This is a genomic window from Serratia sp. YC16 (assembly GCF_009707615.1).
Lineage (GTDB): Bacteria > Pseudomonadota > Gammaproteobacteria > Enterobacterales > Enterobacteriaceae > Serratia > Serratia surfactantfaciens.
This window is the reverse complement of the sequence record NZ_WLYN01000003.1, coordinates 304,495-319,266: the sequence shown is the minus strand read 5'-3', so window position 1 is coordinate 319,266 and position 14,772 is coordinate 304,495. Positions and strand designations below refer to the sequence as shown.

The following is a 14,772-nucleotide window of genomic DNA, read 5'->3' as shown; positions in this document are numbered from 1 at the left end:
GTGACCTGAAGATGCCCTCACGCAAGCCAGGGCATTTCGCCCTGCGCCGCAACATGCAGGGGCAACGATATGGCAGGGCTCGACAAACGCGTCGGCAGCTACCAGGAAGCGCTGGCAGGCCTGACGGACAACATGACGGTGCTGGCGGGCGGCTTTGGCCTGTGCGGCATCCCGGAAAACCTGATCGAAGAGATCCGCCGGCGCGGCGTGCGCGGCTTGACGGTGGTTTCCAACAACTGCGGCGTCGACGGGTTCGGCCTCGGGCGGCTGCTGGAAACCCATCAGATCCGCAAGGTGGTGGGATCGTACGTCGGCGAAAACGCGCTGTTCGAGCAGCAGGCGCTCAGCGGCGAGCTGGAGGTGGATCTCACGCCGCAGGGCACGCTGGCGGAGAAGATCCGCGCCGGCGGCGCCGGTATCCCGGCGTTCTTCACCGCCACCGGTTACGGCACGCCGATCGCCGAAGGCAAAGAGGTGCGCGAGTTCAACGGCCGCCCTTACATCATGGAAACCGCCATCACCGGCGATTTCGCCATCGTTAAAGGCTGGAAGGCCGATCACTTCGGTAACGTTATCTACCGCCACACCGCGCAGAACTTCAATCCGCTGATGGCGACCGCCGGGCGCATCACGGTGGTGGAAGTGGAAGAGATCGTGGCGCCGGGCGAACTGGATCCGGCGGCGATCCATACCCCCGGCATCTACGTCGATCGGCTGATCCAGGGCACCTTCGAGAAGCGTATCGAACAACGCACCCTGCGGGCATAAGGAGAATTCGCATGCTTACCCGTGAACAAATGGCGCAGCGCGTAGCGCAAGAGCTGAGAGACGGTTACTACGTCAACCTGGGCATCGGCATCCCGACGCTGGTGGCCAACTACGTGCCGGCGGGCATGGACGTGATGCTGCAGTCGGAAAACGGCCTGCTGGGAATGGGCGAGTTCCCGACCGAGCAGCAGCTGGACGCCGACATGATCAACGCCGGCAAGCAGACGGTCACCGCGCGCCTCGGCGCGTCGATCTTCGATTCGGCGCAGTCGTTCGCCATGATCCGTGGCGGCCATGTCGATCTGACCGTGCTGGGGGCGTTTGAAGTGGACGTCGAGGGCAACATCGCCTCGTGGATGATCCCCGGCAAGATGGTCAAGGGCATGGGCGGCGCGATGGATCTGGTGGCGGGAGCGGAGAACATCATCGTGGTGATGACCCACGCCGCGAAGGGCGGCGAGTCCAAGCTGCTGCCGCGCTGCACGCTGCCGCTGACCGGCGCCCGCTGTATCCGCAAGGTATTGACCGATCTGGCCTACCTGGAAATTGAAGACGGCGCCTTCGTGCTGCGCGAACGCGCGCCGGGCGTCAGCGTGGCGGAGATTGTCGCCAAAACCGCCGGCCGGCTTATCGTGCCGGAGCAAGTGCCGGAAATGCGTTTCTGAAACGGGAGGTGAATGTGCAACAACGTGAAGTGGTGATCGTAGCGGCGACGCGCACGCCGGTCGGCAGTTTTCACGGCGCGCTGGCGCCGTTGACGGCGGTGGAACTGGGCACGGCGGCGGTGCAGGGGCTGCTGGCGCAAAGCGGCGTGGCGCCGCAGCAGATCGATGAAGTGATCCTCGGCCAGGTGCTGACCGCCGGCTGCGGGCAGAATCCGGCGCGCCAGACCGCGCTGAACGCCGGGCTGCCCGTTACGACGCCGGCGCTGACCATCAACAAGGTGTGCGGCTCCGGTTTGAAGGCGGTGCATCTGGCGGTACAGGCGATCCGCAGCGGCGACGCCGAGGCGGTGATCGCCGGCGGCCAGGAGAGCATGAGCCAGTCGCCTTACCTGATGGCTGGTGCGCGCGCCGGTCTGCGTCTCGGTCATGCGCAGATGGTGGACAGCGTGATCCACGATGGCCTGTGGGACGCGTTCAACGACTATCACATGGGCATCACCGCCGAAAACCTGGCGGAGAAATACGCCATCAGCAGAGAAGAACAAGACAGGTTCGCGCTGCGCTCGCAGCAGAAGGCGCAGGCGGCGCAGCAGGCCGGGCGTTTCGCGCAGGAGATCACGCCGGTGACGGTGCCGAAGCCAAAGGGGGAGGCGCTGCGGGTTGAGCACGACGAGCAGCCGCGCGACACCAGCCCTGAGGCGCTGGCGCGGCTGCGCCCGGCGTTTCGCAAGGAGGGCACGGTGACCGCCGGCAACGCCTCGTCGCTCAACGACGGTGCCGCCGTGGTGCTGCTGATGAGCGCGGAAAAAGCCGCCGCGCTGCGCTTGCCGGTGCTGGCGCGCATCGCCGGTTACGCCTCGTCGGGTGTCGATCCGGCGATCATGGGCATCGGCCCGGCACCGGCCGCGCGCCGCTGCCTGGAAAAAGCCGGCTGGCGGCTGGAGGAGGTCGATCTGATCGAAGCCAACGAAGCCTTCGCCGCGCAGGCGCTGGCGGTGGGTAAAGAACTGGGCTGGGATGCGGAGCGGGTCAACGTCAACGGCGGGGCAATCGCGCTGGGGCATCCGATCGGCGCGTCCGGCTGCCGCATTTTGGTGTCGCTGCTGTTCGAAATGCAGCGCCGCGGGGTGAACAAGGGGCTGGCGATGCTGTGCATCGGCGGCGGGCAGGGCGTGGCGCTGGCGGTAGAGCGCCCGTAAACAACCGAGGAGGCACGATGCAGTCATCTGACTATGCGGTGCTGGGCGCCGGCTTGATGGGGGTGGGCATCGCCACCCATTTTATCCGCCACGGCCATGGGGTGCTGCTGTATGACCCGGATCCGCAGCGCCTGGCGGAAGCGCCGGTGGTGGCGAGCGGCATTCTGGCCGAGCTGAGCGACGTCGGGCAGTATGATAACGATGAGCGCGACGCGGCGCTGGCGCGGCTGCGCGTGACCGGCGATCTGAACGAGGTGGCGCGCGCCCGGCTGCTTATCGAGGCGATCCCGGAACGGCTCGAGCTGAAGCATGCGCTGTATGAGCAGTTGGAAGGGCTGATCGCCGACGACGCGGTGATCGCCAGCAACACCAGCGGCCTGCCGCCGGATGAGCTGGCGGCGCGCATGACCCATCCGCAGCGCCTATTGATCGCCCATTTCTGGCACCCGCCGCACCTGATCCCGCTGGTGGAGATCGTGCCCGGCAGCGCCACCGAACCGGGTCATCTGGCGGCGGTGCAGGCGCTGCTCGGTGAGATGGATCTTGAGGCGGTGCTGCTGGAGCGCGCCGCGCCGGGGTTTGTCGGCAACCGGCTGCAGTTTGCGGTGCTGCGCGAGGCGCTGCACATCGTACACAGCGGTATCGCCAGCGCCGAGGTGGTGGATCAGGTGATGCGCGCCTCGCTGGGGCGGCGCTACGCCATGGTCGGCCCGCTCGAAGCCGCCGACATGACCGGGCTGGCGACGGTGGCGGACATCGCCCGCCACCTGTTCCCGGAACTGGCGACCGGCGACGAGATGATGGCGCTGGTGGAACAGCGGCTGCAGCGCGGCGATAGCGGCCAACGCAGCGGCCGGGGATTTTATCTGTGGGATGAAGCACGCAGGGAACGCATTCAACGGCGCCGGGCGCATCAGCTGCGCTTTGCGCTGAAACCGTAATTTCGCACTCCGTACCTGACAATAACAACGATAGCGAGGTGTCCGATGAGCGTTTTGATTGCCCTGGCAGCACTGGGATTACTGATGCTGGCCGCCTACCGCGGCTACAGCGTGATTTTGTTCGCCCCGATCGCCGCGCTGGGCGCGGTGCTGTTGACCGACCCCGGCGCGGTGGCGCCGACCTTCACCGGGCTGTTTATGGAGAAAATGGTCGGCTTCGTGAAGCTCTATTTCCCGGTGTTCCTGCTGGGGGCGGTATTCGGCAAACTGATTGAACTGTCCGGTTTTTCCCGTTCGATCGTCGCGGCGGCGATCCGCATTCTCGGCCGGCGTCATGCCATTCCGGTGATCGTGCTGGTGTGCGCGCTGCTGACCTACGGCGGGGTGTCGCTGTTCGTGGTGGCGTTCGCGGTCTATCCGTTCGCCGCCGAGCTGTTCCGCCAGAGCGGCATCCCCAAGCGGCTGATCCCGGCCACCGTGGCACTCGGCGCCTTCTCCTTCACCATGGACGCCTTGCCCGGCACGCCGCAGATCCAAAACATCATCCCGACCAGCTTCTTCGGCACCAATGCCTGGGCCGCGCCCTGGCTGGGGCTGATCGGCTCGCTGTTCATCATCGCGGTCGGTCTGCTGTATCTTGAACGCCAGCGGCGCAAGGCGCAGCTGAAAGGCGAAGGGTACGGCACCGAGCTGCTGAACGAACCGGAAACCCCGGACGATATCAACCTGCCGAATCCGCTGATCGCCATCCTGCCGTTGATTCTGGTCGGGGTATTCAACCTTGCCTTCACCCATTGGATCCCGCAGTGGTACGGCGCCAGCCACGAGCTGACGCTGCCGGGGCTGGCCAAGCCGATCACCACCGACGTGGCGAAGATCACCGCCATCTGGGCGGTGGAAGCGGCGCTGGTGTCGGGTATTCTGCTGGTGGTGGTGTTCGGCTTTGGCAATATTCGCGGCCGGCTGGCGGAAGGCAGCAAGACGGCGGTCGGCGGCGCGATTCTGGCGGCGATGAACACCGCCTCCGAATACGGCTTCGGCGCGGTGATCGCCGCGCTGCCGGGCTTTTTGGTGCTGTCGCAGGCGCTGTCGGCGATCCCCAATCCGCTGCTGAACGAAGCGATCAGCGTCACCCTGCTGGCCGGCATCACCGGCTCGGCCTCCGGCGGCATGAGCATCGCGCTGGCGGCGATGGCCGATAATTTCGTGGCCGCCGCCCACGCCGCGCATATCCCGCTGGAAGTGCTGCACCGGGTGGCCTCGATGGCCAGCGGCGGCATGGACACCTTGCCGCACAACGGCGCGGTGATCACCCTGCTGGCGATCACCGGCCTCAGCCACCGGCAGGCCTATGGCGGCATCTTCGCCATCACCCTTATCAAGAGCGCCGCGGTGCTGTTCGTGATCGGCGTGTTCTACCTGACCGGCATTGTTTAAAGGAGCGATACCATGAGTGTACAAGGCAAAACCGCGCTGGTGACCGGCTCGACCAGCGGCATCGGCCTCGGAATAGCGTCCGTGTTGGCCGCCGCCGGCGCGCGCGTGATCCTCAACGGCTTCGGCGAGGTAGAGCAGGCGCAAGCGCAGGTCGCCCGGCTGGGCACCGCGCCGGGGTATCACGGCGCCGATCTCGGCGATGCGGCCCAGATAGCGGACATGATGCACTATGCCGAACGCGAGTTCGGCGGCGTGGATATTCTGGTGAACAACGCCGGCATTCAGCACGTGGCGCCGCTGGATCAGTTCCCGGTGGAGAAATGGAATGCCATCCTCGCCATCAATCTGTCGGCGGTGTTCCATACCTGCCGATTGGCGCTGCCGGGCATGCGCGAGCGCCACTGGGGGCGCATCATCAACGTGGCGTCGGTGCACGGGCTGGTGGCGTCGAAAGACAAGTCGGCCTATGTGGCGGCCAAGCACGGCGTGGTGGGGCTGACCAAGACGCTGGCGCTGGAAACGGCCCGCACGCCCGTCACCTGCAACGCCATCTGCCCCGGCTGGGTGCTGACGCCGCTGGTGCAGCAGCAGATCGACAAACGCATCGCCGCCGGTACCGAGCCGCAGCGGGCGCGCGATGAGCTGTTGGCGGAGAAGCAACCGTCGCAAGAGTTCGTCACGCCTGAGCAGCTCGGTGAGCTGGCGCTGTTCCTGTGCAGCGATGCGGCGGTGCAGGTGCGCGGCGCCGCCTGGAACATGGACGGCGGCTGGCTGGCGCAGTAGTGAGATTTTCCCCGGAGCGCGCAATGCGCTCCGTCGTTATTTCCCGCCTTTAATTAATTCCCTCGCGTGACGGTTTACCTGCGGCAATAATATTTATTTGTTATTTGCTATCATTATTCCCAGATAATCACGCTGGGTTATTTTGGATGAAACGTGCGGATTGGTTTATTTCGTGCTGCAGTTATTACATTGTTTTTCTCCATGTTACAGGTGAACACGTTTTTGCTGAAATTAAATCCAACCTGAAATAATGGCAGGTTATGGCGTGAATTTTTATATCTTGCGTGCGCTGTTCACATCGGGTAATTATTTTGGCGTGGCTTAAGACCACCGTATTTATAAAAATAATTCTTTTTAGGGCAGGGGTAATAATGAGAAAAACCACAACGCCAATCGTCATTGGCGGCGTCTTGCTGTCGGCGATTTCCGCCGGCGCGCAGGCCGAGATCACCATTCTGGATAAAAACCCGCAGAGCAATGTGTTGCTGGCGCCGCTCAGTTTAAAGGTGGGCGGCAGCATTCGCCCCGAGTGGATCTTCAATAACGGCCCGGAGCCGGGCTATGACAAAAACGGCCACGACGGCGGCACGCGTTTTCGCTTCAGCGGCGACTATGCGCTGACGCGGGACACCTCGATCATCGGCTATTACGAGTGGGGCGTCGATCTGGCGCACGCGCTCAGCTGGGACGGGCACTATAACGAAGACGGCAAGCGCGACTATCAGCGCCAGCTGTACGCCGGTTTTAAAGACGATCGTTACGGCACCCTGACCTACGGCCATCAATACGGCATCTATTATTCCGTGGTCGGCATCAAAAGCGACGTCTGGGATAACGATGGCCATGCGGGCGGCACCGGCATCGGTATTTCCGGCGACTACGACGGCGGCAATAAACCGAAAAACAGCATCAAGTACACCAATGATTTTGGGCCGGTGACGCTGTACGCCAACTATTTATTGCCGGAAGACGATCTGCACACCGCGGATAACCTGATTTATCGCCGCAAGGGCGGCGGCGGGCTGGGCTTCGATTATAAGGTGACGAAAGACTTCACCTTCAGCGCCGCTTACAGTTATACCGATGCGAAGATCAAAGATAATCTGTACAGCGAAAAAGATTATCACCAGCAGCTGTCCGGCACCGCGTTAACCTGGCAGCCGAACAACTGGTATATCGTCGGCACCGCCAGCTATTACAAAGACTATGTGCCGAGCACCCGCCAGCGCACGCTGTCGCATTTCTTCGCCGGCGACGGCTACGGGCTGGAAGGCTTCGTCGGTTACACCTTCAATATCGACAAGCCGTTTCTCAAATCGATCCAGCCTTACGTGGCGGCGGACTCGCTGCGGCTGAAGGGTGACGAGGCGTATCACGCCAACCACGTTTACCTCGGCGCGGGCACCACCATCGGTTACGGTCTGTCGGTGTATGTGGAGCGCACCTTGGCCAACAGCAGCGACAATGAGCCGGACTCCACCTGGATTACGGTGTTCTACGACTTCTGATTTTCACCTGCTCCAAGCCGGCGCCTGCGCCGGCTTTTTCACATGGTTATCGCGCCGCCCAGGGTTTCTCCAGAGGCGTTGCGCTCCGCTAGGTAGCGCGCCGGCGGTTTGCCCACCGCCTTTCTGAACATGGTGACGAAGCCGCTGGCGCTCTCGTAGCCCAAATCCAGCGCCACCGTCTGTACGCTCTCGCCCTGCGTCAAGCGCTGCAGCGCCAGCATCACGTGCAGCTGGCGCCGCCAGTGGCCGAAGCTCATGCCCATCTGCTGCTGCAAGGTGCGGCTGAGGGAGCGCTCGCTCATGCCGATGCGCTGCGCCCACTGCCCGAGGGTGGATTTGTCCGCCGGGCTGCTCAGCATGCCTTCGGTCAACTGCCGGATGCGCGCGTCGTCGGACACCGGCAGATGCAGGTTCTCGATCGGCGCGGCCGCCAGCTGGTCCAGCAATACCGCCGTCAGGCGCCCCTCGGCGCCCTGTTCGTCGTAGAGCGGCTCGAAGGTGCTGGCCTGCAGCAGCAGCTCGCGCAGCAGCGGCGAGACCGACAGCGTGCAGCAGTTTTGCGGCAGGCCGGCGGCGGCATGTTGATCGACGAACAGGCAGTAGGCCTCGGTGGAGCCGGCGCCCTGGGCGTTGTGCAACACGTTGCCCGGCATCCACAGCGCGCACTGCGGCGGCACCAGCCACAGCCCGTTTTCCACTTCGCAGCGGATCATGCCGCGTACCGTGTAGATCAGCTGCGCCTTCTGATGGCGGTGCGGCTCGACTTCCCAGTCCTGCTCGAGGGTGGAACCTTGCAAGGCAAACAGCGGGCGCGGCACCTGATCGATATCCAGACAGTGGCGGGGGATCTGTACTTTCATGAGAACAATTCTCAATTTGGCGGAATTGAAAAGTATTATGTCCTGATTGCGCAATGTGGTCTAGCGCCACTGCCGATAAAGTAAGCGCCAGTGCTAAACCCTTTCGTGAGGAAACTGATTATGTCATTGGATACCGCCGATTTTCCGCTGGTGTGGATGCGCCGCAGCGGGCGCGATACCCAGGCCGATTTGGCCGAATTCAGCGCGCTGCTGGCGCGCGCCGAGCCGTTCGTCCTGATGACCGACCGCAGCGTCGGCGATGAAGAAGAAGAGGGGCACGATCGCGATGCCCGTACTCAGGTGGCGCTGTGGAAACGCGATAACCGCGAGGCGCTGAAGCTATGGGTGAAAGGCATGATCATGCTGGAGCCGGACGACGCCAAACGCACGGCGGCGGAAGAGTTCGCCGAATATGGCGCCAAGTTTTGGGGCTATCCGGTGCTGGTGGCCGCCGACGAAGCCGCTGGCCGGGTGCTGGCGCGGACGTTATTGATCAAATAAGGGGAATACCATGCATCAGCAACAGGTGATTGAACAACTGCTGGCCTGGATCGAGCAGAGCCTGGATCAGCCGCTGACGCTGGACGATATCGCCGCCCGCTCCGGCTACTCGAAGTGGCATTTGCAGCGGATGTTCAAACAGCAAACCGGCCATATCCTCGGCACCTATGCGCGCCGCAGAAGGTTGACCGCCGCCGCGCGCGAATTGCGCCTGACCGGCACCAGCGTGGCCTGCATCGCCGATACTTACCAGTTCGATTCGCAGCAGACCTTCACCCGTTGTTTTCGCAAGCAGTTCGGCCTGCCGCCGGCCAGCTATCGCCGCAGTCAGGATTGGTCGAGCTATGGCCTGCAGCCGCCGCTGCGGCTGACCGAAGCGCCGTTGCCGCAGGCGGAAATCGTGACGCTGCCCGCGATGCAGCTGGTGGGGCACACTCAACGCCGCCACTGCACGCTGGGGCAGCTGGCGGCCTCCAAGTGCGAGCTGCGCCGCCACGCCTGGCGGCAACTGCTGCGGCCGCAGGCGCTGCCGGAGGTGATGTATGGCCTCACCAGCCTGGAGATCGACAGGCAGCGGCGCGGCAATCCGCGCATGGCCTACACCGCCGCGTTGCCGGACGAAGGGGCTGTGGGGGAGCGGGTGCTCATCGAACAGGGGGAGTACGCTCGCTTTACCTATCAGGGGCAGGTCGAAGGGTTACAAAACTTTATCGTCCGGCTTTATGACACCGCGATGCCGCAGATGAATGCCATTCGCCGGCCAGGGCAGGATATCGAGCGTTTCTACCCGGCGCAGGAGGGCAGCAGCCCGCTCGGCGGCGCGGCGATCCGCTGTGAGTATCTGATCCCGATCCGGCGGGTGGAGGCGCTGGCTGCCGCCAGTTAGGCGGCGGTTCTCGCAAAAAATCGCCTTCGTGGCGCGTCAGGTTACAAAAAATTGCGATATTACATCGGTAATGGTTCACACTTTGATTGATGTGCACATATAATGCGCATCCGGTCAAATCCCCCCTGGTCTTTCAGGCCGCAGCGCGCTTGGCTGCCGGCTGAAATTCATCGGGGCAAGGTGGCCGTAGAAACCGATACCCATAATCGCCAGTGGCCTTGACCAACACGAAGATGAAAATGAGCATTCGCGCGTTATTAACCCTGTTTACGGCACTGGTTGCATTCAGCCAGGCTGCCTTCGCCGTCGTTTACCCGCTGCCGCCTAAAGACAGCCGCTTGGTGGGCGAGAATATCCAAATCACCGTACCGGAAGACAGCAAACTGCCGCTGGAAAGCTTCGCCGCCCAGTATCAGATGGGGCTGAGCAACATGCTGGAAGCTAACCCGGGCGTGGATCCGTTCCTGCCGAAGGCCGGCAGCACCCTGACCATCCCACAGCAGCTGATCCTGCCGGACGCGCCGCGTGACGGCATCATCATCAACAGCGCCGAGATGCGTCTGTACTACTACCCGAAAGGCTCCAACACCGTGGTGGTGCTGCCGATCGGCATCGGCCAGCTGGGTAAAGACACCCCGCTGAACTGGACCACCACCGTTCAGCGCAAGAAAGATGGCCCGACCTGGACGCCGACCGCCAAAATGCGCGCCGAATATGCGGCAGAAGGCGAAATCCTGCCGGCGGTGTTCCCGGCAGGCCCGGATAACCCGATGGGGCTGTATGCGCTGTATGTCGGCCGTCTGTACGCCATTCACGGCACCAACGCCAACTTCGGCATCGGTCTGCGCGTGAGCCACGGCTGCGTGCGCCTGCGTGCCGACGATATCAAGTATCTGTTCCAGAACGTGCCGGTCGGCACCCGCGTGCAGTTCATCAACGAACCGATGAAAGCCACCGTGGAACCGGACGGCTCGCGCTACGTGGAAGTGCACAACCCGCTGTCGGCCAACGAAGCGCAGCTGCAATCCAAAGATCCGGTGCCGCTGACTATCTCCGCACCGGTCGGCAAAGTGCTGATGGACGCCGGCGTCAATCAGAGCGAAGTGGACGCGGCGATCAAGGCCCGTTCCGGCATGCCGGTGAAAGTGAACTGATCGCCCTCAGGCTGCAGTGAACGAGATAAAAAAGACGCCCGCGGGCGTCTTTTTTTATGCTTCCAGCCGCACGCTGCTGGCGCGGCGAATTTATTGCTTCCCTATCATCGTCTTTAAAACGAAAAGCGCCGATTCATGTTGGTCTTTATTGACCCGTTCGAGATATCTATTATCAATCGCGTCGGCAATGGGGCGGCTGGATTCGAACAGCGCCTGCCCTGCAGGCGTCAGGTAAATAAATCGGCGGCGCTTATCATGCTCGCCGGCTTCCCGTTTTAACAGACCTTTCCCTTCCATGCGGCTGAGCAATTCGGCCAGCGCGGCTTTACTGCTGATCGCCGCTTCCATTAATTCGACTTGTTCAATGCCCGGAGTTTCTGAAACGGTGGCCAGAATGGAATATTGCTGTTTGCTGAGTTCAGGAAGCGATTTTTGCCATTGAGCACTATGATCCTGAAGCAGCTCACGGATGAGATGGAAAAAAGTATTGGCCAGCGTTCTGTTCATACGTTTATCCCAGCGAGAAAAAAGCGAGTAATAATATCAATATAACAAAACCGGTCGGTAAGAGATACTTGCCTTGATAGGTCGTTCGCTTACGAACGGTTACATCTCGCCCACTTGTTTTATCGCCATCTCGGGACTAGATTTGACATATCGTTCGTATACGAACTTTGTGAGGTGTTGCATGAGACTGGTGATCGCGATGACGGGGGCGACCGGGGCGCCGCTAGGCACGGCGCTGCTTCAGGCGCTGAAGGCCATCGAGGGGATAGAGACGCATTTGATCTTGAGTAAGTGGGCCAAAACGACCATTGAACTCGAAACAAACTTCACCGTGCATGAAGTGATGGCGATGGCTGATGTGACACACAGTTCTGCCGATCAGGCCGCCACGATATCTTCAGGTTCTTTTCATACGGACGGCATGATCATTATTCCCTGCAGCATGAAAACGTTGGCGGGTATTCGAGCTGGTTATGCCGAGGGTCTTATTGGCCGAGCGGCGGATGTGATTATCAAAGAAGGGCGGAAATTGGTGCTGGTTCCCAGAGAAACGCCACTGAGCACCATTCACTTGGAAAATATGCTCGCGCTCTCGAAATTAGGAGTGTCATTGGTGCCGCCAATGCCCGCTTATTATAACCATCCTACTCATATCGATGACGTCACCGATCATATTGTCGCACGGGTTCTGGATCAATTTGGCATTGATTACGGCCGGGCAACGCGCTGGGCCGGATTAAAAAAGAATGGCCAAAAAACCACTGACACCGAGGAGGATTAAATATGGCTTATGACGATCTGCGAAGTTATTTAGCGGCGCTGGATAAGGCCGGACAATTACTCGATATCACCGAGGAAGTTCAGGCGGAACCGGATATTGCCGCGGCGGCCAACGCCACCGGCAGAATCGGTGAAGGCGCCCCCGCCATTGCATTCAGGAACATTAAAGGCTTTGAACATGCGCATGTGGTCATGAATACCCTTGGGTCATGGCAGAATCACGCCATAGCCCTGGAGCTTCCGCCGACCACGCCGGTGAAACAGCAAATCGATGAGTATATTCGCCGCTGGGATCATTTCCCTGTCTCTGCGGAACGCCGCGATAATCCGCCCTGGGCCGAGAATGAGGTCAACGGCGAGGAGATTAATCTGTTTGATATCCTGCCGCTGTTTCGCCTAAACGACGGCGACGGTGGATTCTACCTGGATAAAGCCTGTGTCGTTTCCCGTGATCCTGAAGATCCGACCCACTTCGGCAAGCAAAACGTCGGCATCTATCGTATGGAGGTGAAGGGCAAGCGCAAGCTGGGTCTGCAACCGGTACCGATGCACGACATCGCGCTGCATCTGCATAAAGCGGAAGAGCGCGGTGAAGATTTGCCTATTGCCATTACGTTGGGTAATGACCCGATCATTACGCTGATGGGGGCGACGCCGCTGAAATACGATCAGTCGGAGTATGAGATGGCCGGCGCCCTGCGCGAAAGCCCGTATCCGATAGCAACGGCTCCTTTGACCGGCTTTGATGTGCCGTGGGGTTCCGAAGTGATCATCGAAGGGGTGATTGAGGGCCGCAAGCGCGAGATTGAAGGCCCGTTCGGCGAGTTTACGGGCCATTATTCCGGCGGCCGCAACATGACGGTGGTGCGTATCGATAAGGTTTCTTATCGAACACGCCCAATTTTTGAATCCCTTTATCTGGGCATGCCCTGGACAGAAATCGACTATCTGATGGGGCCGGCTACCTGCGTGCCGCTGTATCAGCAGTTGAAAGCCGAGTTTCCGGAAGTGCAGGCGGTCAATGCGATGTATACCCACGGGTTGCTCGTCATCATCTCCACCAAAAAGCGTTACGGCGGTTTCGCGCGCGCGGTGGGAATGCGGGCCATGACCACGCCGCATGGGCTGGGCTATGTGAAAATGGTGATCATGGTCGATGAGGATGTCGATCCCTTCAACCTGCCGCAGGTTATGTGGGCGCTGTCCGCCAAGGTCAACCCGGCCGGCGATCTGGTGCAGTTGCCGAACATGTCGGTGCTCGAGCTGGATCCCGGCTCCAGCCCGGCGGGGATCACGGACAAATTAATCATCGATGCGACAACGCCGGTGGCTCCGGATACGCGTGGCCACTACAGCCAGCCGGTCAAGGATTTACCCGAAACCGCCCTGTGGGTGGATAAATTAACCGCCATGTTGGCTAACCGTCCTTAAGGAGCTCCTATGATTTGTCCTCGTTGTGCCGATAAACAGATAGATGCCATGGCGCATTCTCCGGTCAAGGGCGTGTGGACGGTATACCAGTGTCAACACTGCCTTTATACCTGGCGGAGTACCGAACCCGCTCGCAGAACGGAACGGGAGCATTATCCGCCCGAGTTTCGTATGATTCAGCAGGATATCGATAATGCGCCGGAAGTGCCGACCATTCCTCCTCTTTTGACGAAATGAAACCGCAGGCGGGGAAAGGCCCGCCTGTCCATGGATATGGCAATGATGAAAAATGAAGACGTCGTTTTGCTTGATGCCGCCTGGCAGCCTTGCGGGACGATGCCCAAAAACCAGGTCCACACGCGCCATACGCCGCTGCATTTGGCCTTTTCCTGCTATCTGTTCACCCCAGAGGGCAACGTGCTGGTCACAAGACGCGCCTTGAGCAAAACCGCCTGGCCGGGAGTCTGGACCAATTCCTTTTGCGGCCACCCTTTGCCGCAAGAAGCGCTGGCGCAGGCGGTGATGCGCCGTGCCCAGGTTGAGTTGGGCACGGAAGCCGAGCAGATAACGTTGCTGAGCGACGCCTTCAGTTATCAGGCGACCGACGCGTCCGGCGTGATGGAGAATGAGGTCTGCCCGGTATTTGCCGCGCATAGTAAAGGCGCTCTCTATGCTAATCCGGATGAAGTGGTGGATTATGCGTGGGTCGAGCTCAACCATTTAATGGCGGCGGTAAAATTAACGCCTTTCGGTTTCAGCCCGTGGATGGTTTCGCAATTGAATACCGACGCGATAATTTCAGGCTTGAAAGAATATCGGGATGCGATCGTGACAAAGCGTTAAGCGGGCGACGTAGGGCAAGGACGGCAATAAAATAAATAGCCACCGCAAGGGTGACTATTTATTAATGCTTACAGGCTGCCGCCGACCGAGGTCGAGGTGGAGCCGATAGTTTCGCGGAAATGTTTGGCGTAGTCGGCCACTTCCTGCTGCGTATGCGTCAGACCATAAAGACCCAGCCCCACGCCGCCTGCAACGCCGCCGATGATAGTGCCGACCAATTGGCCGACGGCGCCGGCAATGAAGCCGCCTGCACCTGCGGATTTGCCTGCAATCAGCGCGCCGGTCATTGCGCCATCCAATAGCCCATCCCAGGCCGCGTTCAGATCGCCACCGCTGACGTACTGCTCTTCATATTGACTAAGTACTTTCATATACATTCCTTATAAATAAAAGGGTGACTTAGTGGGTTTAATTAACACCGAGAATAACGCTGTGGCGCTACTCCACTTTAAAAATATAACAGCTGATAATCTGTTGGCAATAATATATCCAATGAGGAATATTGTTTG

The 14,772-nt window shown here is 60.6% G+C and carries 16 protein-coding genes and 1 pseudogene; 14 read left to right on the top strand and 3 right to left on the bottom strand.

The window, feature by feature from the left end; all coding sequences use genetic code 11:
- The first annotated feature begins 69 nt into the window (after positions 1-69).
- The 7 genes from GKN89_RS13385 (at position 70) to GKN89_RS13355 (ending at position 7,301) form a co-directional block, all read left to right on the top strand.
- Entirely contained in the window at positions 70-768 is a 699-nt protein-coding gene (locus GKN89_RS13385; protein ID WP_004933280.1) for a CoA transferase subunit A, read from the top strand.
- Between the two features lie 11 nt (positions 769-779).
- Positions 780-1,433, top strand: coding sequence for a CoA transferase subunit B (locus GKN89_RS13380; protein WP_015376496.1), 654 nt, complete (start codon positions 780-782; stop codon positions 1,431-1,433).
- A gap of 14 nt (positions 1,434-1,447) precedes the next feature.
- Entirely contained in the window at positions 1,448-2,632 is a 1,185-nt protein-coding gene (locus tag GKN89_RS13375) for an acetyl-CoA C-acetyltransferase (protein WP_019453267.1), read from the top strand.
- A 17-nt stretch (positions 2,633-2,649) separates the two neighbouring features.
- Entirely contained in the window at positions 2,650-3,573 is a 924-nt protein-coding gene (locus GKN89_RS13370) for a 3-hydroxyacyl-CoA dehydrogenase family protein (RefSeq protein ID WP_154747155.1), read from the top strand.
- A 45-nt stretch (positions 3,574-3,618) separates the two neighbouring features.
- On the top strand, positions 3,619-5,010 hold the full coding sequence (locus GKN89_RS13365; protein WP_025159601.1) for a GntP family permease: 1,392 nt from the start codon (positions 3,619-3,621) through the stop codon (positions 5,008-5,010).
- Between the two features lie 12 nt (positions 5,011-5,022).
- Positions 5,023-5,793, top strand: coding sequence for a 3-hydroxybutyrate dehydrogenase (locus GKN89_RS13360; protein WP_019453264.1), 771 nt, complete (start codon positions 5,023-5,025; stop codon positions 5,791-5,793).
- A 371-nt stretch (positions 5,794-6,164) separates the two neighbouring features.
- Positions 6,165-7,301, top strand: coding sequence for a porin (locus tag GKN89_RS13355; protein ID WP_154747154.1), 1,137 nt, complete (start codon positions 6,165-6,167; stop codon positions 7,299-7,301).
- Between the two features lie 38 nt (positions 7,302-7,339).
- Here the strand turns inward: GKN89_RS13355 and GKN89_RS13350 are convergent, their stop codons facing one another.
- The gene (locus GKN89_RS13350; RefSeq protein ID WP_019453262.1) at positions 7,340-8,161 is read right to left on the bottom strand and encodes a helix-turn-helix transcriptional regulator; all 822 of its coding nucleotides are present in this window, start codon (positions 8,159-8,161) and stop codon (positions 7,340-7,342) included.
- A 120-nt stretch (positions 8,162-8,281) separates the two neighbouring features.
- On the opposite strand from GKN89_RS13350, the gene GKN89_RS13345 reads away from it, so the two are divergent.
- The 3 genes and pseudogenes from GKN89_RS13345 to GKN89_RS13335 all read left to right on the top strand — a co-directional run.
- Positions 8,282-8,662, top strand: coding sequence for a hypothetical protein (locus GKN89_RS13345; protein ID WP_154747153.1), 381 nt, complete (start codon positions 8,282-8,284; stop codon positions 8,660-8,662).
- A 10-nt stretch (positions 8,663-8,672) separates the two neighbouring features.
- Positions 8,673-9,548, top strand: coding sequence for a helix-turn-helix domain-containing protein (locus GKN89_RS13340; protein WP_074055339.1), 876 nt, complete (start codon positions 8,673-8,675; stop codon positions 9,546-9,548).
- Positions 9,549-9,781: 233 nt separating this feature from the next.
- Positions 9,782-10,699 (top strand): annotated as a pseudogene (locus tag GKN89_RS13335) (L,D-transpeptidase family protein); the annotation flags it as partial.
- A gap of 93 nt (positions 10,700-10,792) precedes the next feature.
- On the opposite strand, the gene GKN89_RS13330 reads toward GKN89_RS13335, so the two are convergent.
- The gene (locus tag GKN89_RS13330) at positions 10,793-11,209 is read right to left on the bottom strand and encodes a MarR family winged helix-turn-helix transcriptional regulator (RefSeq protein WP_019453258.1); all 417 of its coding nucleotides are present in this window, start codon (positions 11,207-11,209) and stop codon (positions 10,793-10,795) included.
- Between the two features lie 181 nt (positions 11,210-11,390).
- Between GKN89_RS13330 and GKN89_RS13325 the strand changes: the two genes are divergently transcribed.
- Genes GKN89_RS13325 through idi form a run of 4 tightly spaced genes read left to right on the top strand, consistent with a single transcriptional unit; the run spans position 11,391 to position 14,263 of the window.
- Positions 11,391-11,990, top strand: coding sequence for a non-oxidative hydroxyarylic acid decarboxylases subunit B (locus GKN89_RS13325; protein WP_025159604.1), 600 nt, complete (start codon positions 11,391-11,393; stop codon positions 11,988-11,990).
- Between the two features lie 2 nt (positions 11,991-11,992).
- Positions 11,993-13,420, top strand: coding sequence for a non-oxidative hydroxyarylic acid decarboxylases subunit C (locus tag GKN89_RS13320; RefSeq protein WP_019453256.1), 1,428 nt, complete (start codon positions 11,993-11,995; stop codon positions 13,418-13,420).
- Between the two features lie 9 nt (positions 13,421-13,429).
- Positions 13,430-13,657, top strand: a complete 228-nt coding sequence (locus GKN89_RS13315) for a non-oxidative hydroxyarylic acid decarboxylases subunit D (protein ID WP_071532813.1) — start codon at positions 13,430-13,432, stop codon at positions 13,655-13,657.
- Positions 13,658-13,699: 42 nt separating this feature from the next.
- Positions 13,700-14,263 (top strand): isopentenyl-diphosphate Delta-isomerase, encoded by a 564-nt coding sequence (idi, locus tag GKN89_RS13310; protein WP_043128832.1) that lies wholly within the window; start codon positions 13,700-13,702, stop codon positions 14,261-14,263.
- A 68-nt stretch (positions 14,264-14,331) separates the two neighbouring features.
- On the opposite strand, the gene GKN89_RS13305 is transcribed toward idi, so the two are convergent.
- A complete protein-coding gene (locus GKN89_RS13305; protein WP_004933246.1) occupies positions 14,332-14,634 on the bottom strand; it encodes a hypothetical protein in 303 nt (100 codons plus the stop codon).
- Positions 14,635-14,772 lie beyond the last annotated feature (138 nt).